This is a genomic window from Limnobaculum allomyrinae (assembly GCF_016649425.1).
In the GTDB taxonomy this organism is placed as follows: Bacteria; Pseudomonadota; Gammaproteobacteria; order Enterobacterales; family Enterobacteriaceae; genus Limnobaculum; species Limnobaculum allomyrinae.
In genome coordinates, this window is the sequence record NZ_JADRCR010000003.1 from 350021 (window position 1) to 360008 (window position 9988).

The 9988-nt window shown below is 46.4% G+C and carries 10 protein-coding genes; 4 read left to right on the forward strand and 6 right to left on the reverse strand.

The genetic code is table 11. From position 1 onward, the window contains the following. The first annotated feature begins 7 nt into the window (after positions 1 to 7). Positions 8 to 721, forward strand: coding sequence for a phosphate signaling complex protein PhoU (gene phoU, locus I2494_RS08845; protein ID WP_140920662.1), 714 nt, complete (start codon positions 8 to 10; stop codon positions 719 to 721). A gap of 51 nt (positions 722 to 772) precedes the next feature. On the opposite strand, the gene I2494_RS08850 is transcribed toward phoU, so the two are convergent. The 6 genes from I2494_RS08850 to hemP all read right to left on the reverse strand — a co-directional run bounded on the left by I2494_RS08850 (position 773) and on the right by hemP (position 6746). After that, the gene (locus tag I2494_RS08850; protein ID WP_218468328.1) at positions 773 to 1549 is read right to left on the reverse strand and encodes a heme ABC transporter ATP-binding protein; all 777 of its coding nucleotides are present in this window, start codon (positions 1547 to 1549) and stop codon (positions 773 to 775) included. Continuing rightward, on the reverse strand, positions 1542 to 2546 hold the full coding sequence (locus I2494_RS08855) for a FecCD family ABC transporter permease (protein WP_218468329.1): 1005 nt from the start codon (positions 2544 to 2546) through the stop codon (positions 1542 to 1544). The genes I2494_RS08850 and I2494_RS08855 overlap by 8 nt, the downstream gene beginning before the upstream one ends. Next, on the reverse strand, positions 2543 to 3373 hold the full coding sequence (locus I2494_RS08860; RefSeq protein WP_218468330.1) for a heme/hemin ABC transporter substrate-binding protein: 831 nt from the start codon (positions 3371 to 3373) through the stop codon (positions 2543 to 2545). Before I2494_RS08860 ends, I2494_RS08855 begins: the two co-directional genes overlap by 4 nt. Then, complete coding sequence (locus I2494_RS08865; protein ID WP_218468331.1) at positions 3370 to 4407, reverse strand: hemin-degrading factor; 1038 nt, start codon at positions 4405 to 4407, stop codon at positions 3370 to 3372. The genes I2494_RS08860 and I2494_RS08865 overlap by 4 nt, the downstream gene beginning before the upstream one ends. A gap of 47 nt (positions 4408 to 4454) precedes the next feature. Beyond that, positions 4455 to 6467, reverse strand: a complete 2013-nt coding sequence (locus I2494_RS08870; protein WP_218468332.1) for a TonB-dependent hemoglobin/transferrin/lactoferrin family receptor — start codon at positions 6465 to 6467, stop codon at positions 4455 to 4457. Between the two features lie 96 nt (positions 6468 to 6563). After that, entirely contained in the window at positions 6564 to 6746 is a 183-nt protein-coding gene (hemP, locus tag I2494_RS08875; RefSeq protein ID WP_218468333.1) for a hemin uptake protein HemP, read from the reverse strand. 530 nt (positions 6747 to 7276) lie between these two features. Between hemP and I2494_RS08880 the strand changes: the two genes are divergently transcribed. From I2494_RS08880 to I2494_RS08890, 3 genes are all read left to right on the forward strand, one after another. Continuing rightward, positions 7277 to 8128 carry an ABC transporter substrate-binding protein gene (locus I2494_RS08880; RefSeq protein ID WP_130593444.1) on the forward strand — a complete coding sequence of 284 codons (852 nt, stop codon included), beginning with the start codon at positions 7277 to 7279 and terminating at the stop codon, positions 8126 to 8128. 180 nt (positions 8129 to 8308) lie between these two features. Then, positions 8309 to 9049, forward strand: a complete 741-nt coding sequence (locus I2494_RS08885; RefSeq protein ID WP_130593443.1) for an amino acid ABC transporter permease — start codon at positions 8309 to 8311, stop codon at positions 9047 to 9049. A gap of 1 nt (position 9050) precedes the next feature. Next, complete coding sequence (locus I2494_RS08890; protein WP_218468334.1) at positions 9051 to 9797, forward strand: amino acid ABC transporter permease; 747 nt, start codon at positions 9051 to 9053, stop codon at positions 9795 to 9797. Positions 9798 to 9988 lie beyond the last annotated feature (191 nt).

Below are 9988 nucleotides of genomic sequence, written 5' to 3' on the forward strand. Positions count from 1 at the left end.
AACCCACATGGAAAACCTTAATTTAGGCAAACACATTTCCGGTCAGTTTAATGCGGAACTGGAACATATTCGTACTCAGGTTATGGTTATGGGAGGGCTGGTGGAACAACAGCTAACCGATGCCATTAATGCTATGCATCAGGCAGATGAAGAGCTGGCTCGCCGGGTGATTGAAGACGATCGTAAAGTTAACAATATGGAAGTGTCAATTGATGAAGCCTGTGTGCGAATCATTGCTAAACGTCAGCCAACCGCCAGCGATTTGCGTTTAGTGATGGCAATCACCAAAACAGTTTCAGAACTGGAACGTATTGGCGATGTGGCGGACAAAATTTGTCGTATGGCGCTGGAAAAGTTCTCTCATCAGCATAAGCCGCTGCTGGTAAACCTGGAATCTTTAGGTCGCCATACGGTTCAAATGCTGCATGACGTACTTGATGCCTTTGCGCGTATGGATATTGATGAGGCCGTTCGTATCTATCGGGAAGATAAGAAAGTCGATCAGGAGTATGAAGGAATTATCCGTCAGCTGATGACCTATATGATGGAAGATCCGCGCTCTATTCCCAGCGTGTTAACCGCACTGGCTTGTGCCCGTTCCATTGAACGTATTGGCGATCGTTGCCAGAACATTTGTGAGTTTATTTTCTATTTTGTAAAAGGGCAGGATTTCCGTCACCGCAGCGGCGATGAAGTTGAAAATCTGCTGGCGAAAAAGTAAAACGACCGTTATTCACGCCCGATTCTGATGCTTTCTGAATCGGGCGTGAGCTTATCTTCTTAAGCAAATTTGCGGCACTTCAGTATTTTCAGGATGCCCGTAAACACAGAGATCTGCCTGATACCAGCGCGTTAGTAATTCATCTTTTAACACTTCCCCCGGCGTTCCGCTGGCAACAATACTTCCCTGATGCAACAGCAGAATTCTGTCCGCATACAGTGCCGCCAGATTCAGATCATGCAGCACGGTACAAACGGAGAACGGAGCCTGACGTGTCATCTGCTTTAGCAAACGCAATGTTTGCTGCTGATGATAGAGGTCTAATGCTGAAGTGGGCTCATCAAGAAATAGCAATCGTTCTACCGGCGTTGGATGCCATAGCTGAGCTAACAATCGGGCTAACTGTATTCGCTGTTTTTCACCACCAGAGAGCTGGTTGTACTGGCGTTTAAGCAGTGGAGCACATTCCGTTATGCTTACTGCATGATCGATAGCCTGTTGATTCTGATGATGATTACCATAAGGCGTACGCCCCATAGCGATCACTTCCTGTACGCTAAAGGGGAATGTCAGTGCACTGTGCTGGTTCATTACGGCACGAACCGCAGCCAGCTCTCTATGTTGCCACTGAGGCAAAGGGCGATTTTGCAATTGACAGTGGCCGCTATCCGGTTGGATATATCCGGTCAGAATACGTAACAGGGTGGATTTCCCTGCCCCGTTGGGGCCAATAATCGCGACCAGCTCGCCAGCGTTTAGAGCCAGTGAAACCTGATTGATAATATCGCGGTTATTCCGGCTATAGTTCAGATGTTCAGCCTTAAGCACGAGGTATCTCTCTTTGGCGCAGAATAAGCCATAAAAAATAGGGGCCACCCAGCAGGCTGGTAATTAAACCAACCGGAATTTCCGCCGGTGATGCCAGAGTTCTGGCCAGCGTATCGGCCAGCAACAGAAGGCAAGCCCCTCCAAGTACCGATCCGGGTAACAACCAACGATGATCAGAGCCCAGTTGTAAACGAATCAGATGAGGGATCACCAGTCCGATAAAGCCAATAATTCCACTCATCGCAACGGCGGTACCGATCAGTAACGCGCTTAGCATCAATAAACCTAGCTTTACCGATTCGACGTTAACCCCAAGATAGTGAGCTTCTTCATCTCCCAACTGTAATATGTTTAACAACCGTGACAGGCGCAGGCCGATGGCAATCGCCGGTAGAATTAATGAGGCGGCAATGATCAGCGTAGACCATTGAGCCTGGCCTAAACTGCCCATACTCCAAAGAGAGAACTGTCGGAGCTGTTGGTCATCACTGATATAGCTAATAACGCCAATGGCCGCCCCAGCCAGCGCGTTAAGTGCAATACCCGTCAGCAATAAGCGAGTGAGATTTCCATGACCGGTTTTACTCAAGGCATAAAGCAGACAGCAAACGGCAATGCTGCCACCAAAGGCGGCCAGTGTATGCCCATACAGTTTCAAAACGCCGCTTAGTGGAAGAGGGAGTAAAATCGCCAGCGCCACGCACAGGGCAGCACCGGTACTAATGCCCAATAATCCGGGATCGGCCAGTGGGTTACGAAATAGTCCCTGCATGATCGCGCCAGATACCGCTAAAGCGGCGCCGATAAGGGTTGCCAGCAACACTCTGGGAAGACGAATATTCAACCAGATGTGCCAGCTCCCCTCTTCTCCCGATCGGGTAAGCAGGGTATAAAACGAAAGTTTGACCGGCCCCAGATTAGCGGCGAACAGCGTCAGGATGACCAAAGCCATCAACATTGCCACCAGCCAGTAGCGTGGTGAAATGCGGCTATTCATCCGGCGTGTTCCATTGCTTTATGCAGTTCAGCAATCACTTCCGGCGTTTTCAGACTAAAACCAAGCAGGGAAAGATCGTCTACCACCAGTAAACGTTTATTCTTTCCGGCAGGGGTTTGGCTGATACCGGCCAATTGCCAGATATTATCTTCACCGCCAAATGTTGTGTATCCCGCCGAGGTGATTAACAGAATGTCCGGTGCTGCTGCGATGATACCTTCCTGAGAAAGTGGACGATATTTGTTAAATCCCTGCATGGCATTAGTACCACCGGCAATGGTAATAATGGCATCAGCGGCAGTGTTTTGCCCTGCAGCCATTGGTGTTGAACCGGTATAGTTCATGACAAATAACACTTTAGATGGCAATGGATTCTTCGGCAGGGCTGCTAACTGATTCCGGTAATCTGCAATCAGTTTTTCTCCCTGTTTCTCTTTACCCAGTGCCTGAGCGACTGCGTGGATTTTATCCGTTACGGTTTCCAGCGATGGTTTACCAGGAATGCTGACAACCTTTACTCCACTCTGGCTAACCTGCTCCAACGCCAGTGCCGGTAACGACTGGTCGCTGGCAAGTACCAATGAGGGTTTAAGTGAAAGAATACCTTCAGCGTTTAACTGGCGCATATAGCCAATATCGGGCAGCGCCTTTGCCGCTTCCGGATAGGTACTGGTTGAGTCACGCCCTACCAGCTGTGACTGCGCCTCTAACGCATACACGATTTCTGTTACATCACCGCCAATGCTGACAATTCGTTCACTGGCCAGCGCATTGAGTGATAGCACAGAAAGGAGGGCTATCAGCCCTCGGTTGATTAGCCCTTTCATGCAGATACCGTCTGTTGTAACAAGGTGTCTATTTGAGTCCGCCAGATTTGCTGTTCCGGTTGCCCTTCGGTGCGTTGACCATAAAGTTGAGCAATTTGCGTACCGTCAGCGGCAAACAGTTCCAGGCTGGTAACAAAACCATCTTTGGTTGGTTTACGGGTTACCCAGCTTTCAACAATATCGTTTTCAATCAGGTGCAGTACAAACGCCTTATTGAAGATATTAATCCAACCATCAATCGGGGCTACGCGATCAATTTTTCCGGTGAAAATCTGCACACAACCCCGGTTACCGACGAATACCATAATGTCGTTGGCTTCGTTTTTCGCCATTTGCAGAATTTGTCGCAGGGACTGGTTATCTACTCGTTGTGCCAGATCGTCTTTAACCGCATTAAAAGCCTGTTGACGAGTGATGCCATGTTTATTCAGCAGTTTGAAAAACTGGTGAACATCTGTCATTGCACGCCATTCACTGTCGATAGTTTGGTTATCGATAACTGCCTGCCTGGCAGATGATTCTTGTACGGCATCCAGTTTCAGTGCTGGATTATCTTGCTGAGCAAAAGTATCAATCACCTTTTGCCAGGCATCCATATCGGTATTTTCCGTGGTATAGACTTTATGCAACGCATCGCCATACTCATCAAAGAACTGGATGCTGTGGCGAGTGCCGCGTTTACTCTCTTCCTTTAAAGCAAAGACAAATAGCCAGTGCTCAAGAAACAGACGTAAGTCCAGCGCATAAGGATTCAGAATCAACCCGGCGTGATCGCCTAAATGCTGATTGGTATATTTGCCGATTTGCTCATGTACGGCATGTTGATTACGGGTGATTGATTTCGTTTCACCAACATTTTCCAGTGCGGCCAGTAAGGCCTTGATATCACTTTTCAGGCGAACGGCATCATGGCCGACACGGGAATGAGTTAGCTCCGCTTCACTAATGTTGAGCAGCTGTGCCAGATCTCTGGCGTACTTTTCTGGGTGTTGCTGTTTTGCCTGTAAGTAGCTCTGATATAAAGAAGTGGTCATTTTTTATTCCTGAATAATGATATTCCCCCTGTAAACAGGGGGAGTGGTTAGAACTGATAGCTTGCGAATAACTTCACATTGCGGCCATCTTGAAGGGCACCATTAGGCGCGTAGTACTCTTTATCGAAGGCATTAGCGATAACCACGCTGGTGGTCAATTTGTCGGAAAGGATTTCCGGTTTGTAGCTAAGATAAAAATCGTGAGTGGCATAACCGCGCTGTGGTGTTGGCGTATCATTAATACGATTAGCAAATACACCCATCCAGCCAACAGAAGCATTAGTATGACCAACAGGAACGTTCAGGCGGGTAGAAACTGTATCCGGGTTGACGGTTGATAACCATTCGCCGGTGTCTTCGTTTTTACCGCTGGTACGGTTATAAGCCACGCTTAAATCAAAATAGCGGCTCTGATAATCCATCATCACATCCCAGCCCCATATTTTGGCATTAGGAATATTGACCGATGTGGTTTCACACGGAGAACAAATCACGCCAACTCCCGGCCGATATCCCATCTGCATATTGACGGCGGTTGAGATGTAATCATCAGCCTTAGTGCCGAAGTAGCTGGCTTTAAATTTCAGGTCATCATCAGCAAGCAGAACGTTGTCAAATCTCAGCCCAAAGCCAACTTCCTGAGTGGCATTGGTTTCTGGTTTCAGATTCGGGTTAGGTTTCCAGTAGTTATTCATGGTTGGGCCCATGCTGAAGTGCAGGGAGTCGTTATACATTTCGCCCATGGTTGGTGCACGGAAGGCTTCCGCATAAGAAGCAAACAGGCTTAACCATTCGGTAGGGAAGATGGACAAAGCAATTTTAGGTGACCACTGATCGGCATCAATATCGCTATAACCACTGCTTTCAGCTTTGTAGTTGTCATAGCGGATAGCACCAATCAGAGAAACAGGCAGGTCGCGCAGGGTAATTTCATCCTGTAACCAGCCAGAAGCAAAACGAATCTCGGCATCGGGGAAGCTGGTAGTCGCGCCACTTGGGGTCTGTTTTTGTTTATACGTTTCAGCCCCGTAAGTCAGCTGGCTCGGCATAAAACTTTCCTGGAACAGACGTGAACGGTTATCCAGCTTGATACCTTCGGTTTTCTGCTTACGGTTTTCAGCTTTCTGGCCGGTAGGAGAGGAATCAATATTGGTTTCAGAGTAGTAAACGCGAGTAGTGGCGTTTAACCAGTCCATATCTGCAGGATTCAGGTTATATACCAGTTGAGCATCTTTATTTTCTGTGGTGCGGTTAGTCATCACATCAGTAGTGGTGCTGCCGGCACTCAGATTTTGTGGATTCTTCGGCTCTTTAGCGTCGTTATTGTAGTAACGCAGATTAGCCATCAGGGATTGAGCATCGGTGATAGCCCATTTCCCTTTAGCCAGAAAGGAGCCGATTTGTTCATCGTTTGGTGCTGTTTCGCCGTTACTTAAACGCAGGTTGCCTTTATCACGGAAGTTGGCGGAAAACACGCCATCAAGAGAGTCAGTTCTGCCAAATGTTGTCAGACCCATGGCCTGGCTGTGATCCAGCGTAGCGCCAGAAGTAAACAGTCGAACGCCACCGGCCTCGCCACTGCGTAGTAAATCTTTTGCATCAACGGTTTCAAAAGAGATAACACCGCCTAATGCACCGCTGCCATAAAGTTGAGCGCCAGGGCCACGCACCACTTCAACACGTTTAATCAGTGCAGGATCAAGAAAAATACCGTTCAGGTGCCCGGTATCGGTACCCTGACGAATGCCGTCCACCAGTGTTAACACGCCGCGTTTATCGTATCCACGCATGTTGATATCTTGTCCGTTACTACGAGATGTACCCGTGATGGTAATGCCGGGAATTGAACGCACCAGATCGGCGGCGCTGTTTGCCGCCAGATTTTCCGGGGCGTTAGCATCAACCACGGTTACCATCATTGGGGCTTCAAACGCATTGCGGTCGTTGCCCGTTGCGGTAACGGTCATGACTTCATTGGTAGTTTTTGCCGGGGTTTCCGCATTGGCCAATAGCGGCAACGCACAGGTAACGGCAATCGTTAAAGATGACAGACGAAGCATAACTGCAACTCTCCATGAATGTTTTAAATGAAAGTTGCTGGCTGCCTGGACTTAACTGGATGGTCTGGGTGGCTGGCTGTTTTTATGTATTAAAGATTATTTGGTTAAAATGAGTTTTCCGGTTTTGGTAATGCGCAACTGGTATTGTTGGCCTTGATGTTGAATCAGCAAAATACCTGATTCCCCTAACAGCTGTTGGCTGCTTACCAGAGGTAATGGGGAGGCGGGATCCGCCGGTTGTTTTATTTCCGGGCGTTCCTGGGAAGATAGAGTTTTCATGAAAGCCACTTGGTAATGATAATTAATAGCAAATTGATAATAATTATCATTTAAAAAATTAACTTCAACAAGTCCTAATTTTGTGATGCGTGTTATGTTAATGAAATGTTGTTGTTTTTTGTTTTTGTAATCAGGTGGTTATCTGATGATTAGGCATGATTTATAGTCAGTGTTTCTTTGGTTTTATATCGTTTTATTTTTTATTAATTATTTGAATTTTATGTTATTAATTGTTTTTCTGTCAGTTTTTAATGAATCGGTATCGTGATGTTTTTATCGTATAAATCAGATTGGTTCAAATTTTATATAAACATTTAATTCACATTTTAATAGACGGTTTATTGATGTTTTAAACCAATCAGACAACCCTAAAAGAATAGAGGGGACATTAACCGGCTATTTTTACAAAGGAAATGCTTATAACTAAATGACATATTAAATCCGTTTATATTATTTCACACTGCCTCTGATTTGCATTTAACTGGCTGACACAAACACGATTCTTTCTTTACATATATCGGGATTCAGCCATGAAATTAACATTAAAACAAAGCGTACTTTCATTAACCATACTGGCTGCTCTCTCCGGCACTGCAGCGGTAGCCCATGCGGATCAACTGGATGATATTAAAAAAGCCGGTGTGGTGAATATTGCTGTATTCGACAGTAACCCTCCGTTTGGTTATGTCGACCCACAAACTAAAAAGATTGTGGGTTATGACGTAGATATCGCGAATGCGATTGGTAAAGCATTAGGGGTTAAAGTTGAGCTGAAAGCGACTAACCCGGCCAACCGTATTCCTCTGCTGACATCTAAGAAAGTTGATCTGATCGCAGCTAACTTCACCATTACACCTCAGCGTGCTAAAGAAGTTGATTTTAGCGTGCCTTATTTTGCCACGGGTCAGAAATTTATTTCTCATAAAGGCGTGTTAAAACAGCCTGATGATATTGCTAAGTTACGTATTGGTGCAGATAAAGGTACCGTTCAGGAAATCACCCTGCGTGATAAATACCCAACGGCTAAAGTTATCTCTTATGACGATACCCCGGTTGCCTTTACGGCATTGCGTAATGGTAACGTTCAGGCCATTACTCAGGATGATGCCAAATTAGTTGGTCTGCTGGCGAATTTGCCTGATGCAGTAAAAGCAGACTTTGAAATTACACCATTCAGTATCACTAAAGAGTATCAGGGTGTTGGTATTACTAAAGGTGAGACACGCCTGACGGAAGAAGTTAACAAAGTGCTGCTGGAGCTGGAGAAAGATGGCGAAGCAACCAAAATCTATAACCGTTGGTTTGGCCCTGAAACCAAATCTTCCATGCCGCGCGGAGAATTTAAGTTTGGTGCGGTAACGCCTGATCCATCTAAAGCTTAATCAGTTAACAGGCTCACTTTATTGCGGGTAGTCAGATCGGGGCATGCTTTGGCGTGCCCTGTTTTGGTTTTTAGAGAATGAAGCTTTTGTTTAAACAGAGATTCAAAGGTTGCCGGTTATACCGACGTTAATTGGAATAGAGTATGGTTAGTGGATAACCGTAATAAATAGCTGGTGCTTATGTTCGATGAAAAATTAACAAAATTATTATTAGCGCCTGAATATCTGGGATGGTTGTGGGATGGTTTTTTATTGACGTTGGGGCTGTCTGCCGTCTCGATTATTGCCGCTACGGCATTGGGTATGGTGGTTGCCGGAGCCAGAGACAGTAAACAGGCCGTTTTGCGTTTACCGGTGATTGCCTATTGTTCCCTGTTTCGCAATACCCCACTACTGGTACAGCTATTCTTTTGGTACTTCGGTGTCGGTAAGTTGCTGCCTGCCGGAGTCATTCCCTGGTTAAATACACCTCATGAAATCACGCTGTTTGGGCTCACATTGGCTTGGCCTTCTTTTGAGTTTATCGCCGCTCTGTTCGGGTTGACGGTCTACTTTTCGGCATTTATTGCTGAAGAGATTCGTTCGGGGATTCGGGGTGTTAAGGCCGGGCAGAAATATGCAGCACTGGCTCTTGGTCTTAATGGCTGGCAATCAATGCGCTATGTGATTCTGCCGCAGGCATTGAAAATTGCGTTTCCTCCATTACTGGGTCAGTACATGAATATTGTTAAAAGTACGTCTCTGGCCATGGCAATTGGGGTGGCGGAACTTTCTTATGCTTCACGTCAGGTAGAGACCGAAACCCTAAGAGCGTTTCAGGCTTTTGGCGTTGCTACCATGCTTTATATAGTCGCGATTGCGGTGATGGAGGCTTGGGGCATGTGGTATGAACATCGTCTGTTAGCAAAGGAGCGTCGATAATATGGATTTCACGGTTATTTACGACAATCTGGATTATCTGTTATGGGGCGCTTATCCGGATGGGCCTATCGGTGGAGCGGCACTAACGCTGATTATCAGTCTGGTTGCTGGTGTGATATCCGCGATTCTGGGGGTTATTCTTGGTGTGGCGTTGGCAATGTTTCGCGGTTGGGTTGGTGGAGCTATTGCTGCTGTACTTGGCTTCTTTCGTGCTATTCCAGTGATTATGTTGATCTTCTGGGCTTACTTTATGCTACCGATGCTGTTTGGTATTGATATCCCGGCGCTGACCTCTGTTGTTTGTGCGTTGGCTTTGATCTCATCAGCTTATTTAGCCCATGGCGTAAAAGCCGGTATTATCGCTATTGGAGCAGGCCAATGGCAGGCCGGAATGTCATTGGGGTTCAATCGTTGGCAGGTATTGTGGTACATCGTATTACCGCAGGCTTTGAGAATGATGGTGCCTTCATTTATTAATCAATGGATCTCTTTGATTAAAGACACCTCGTTAGCGTATATAGTCGGCGTTGGTGAACTGACATTTCTGGCAACTCAGGTTAATAACCGCAGTATGGTGTATCCAACCGAAGTATTTCTGTTTATTGCGCTGGTTTATTTCATTTTCTGCCTGTCGTTGGATTTAGTGGCTAACTGGGTAAGCAAGCGCTACTCGGTAAAAGAACCTGCAGAAAAGCGCAAATGGTTTGCCTGGATGGAAAAGTCACCGATTGAGGTGAAACAAAGTTAAGTTTTGGCTAAACAATCAGCAGTCAGAATTATTTTATCAATTAGCACTTGCCAGATGATTCTGAGTCCCTATAATGCGCCTCCACTGACACGGCAACAGCCGCTTCAGTTCAGACGTTATCGTGCATAAATCTGTGATTTAACACTTGACTCTGACGCGGGATGGCGTAGTATACGCAGCCCGTGTTGCGG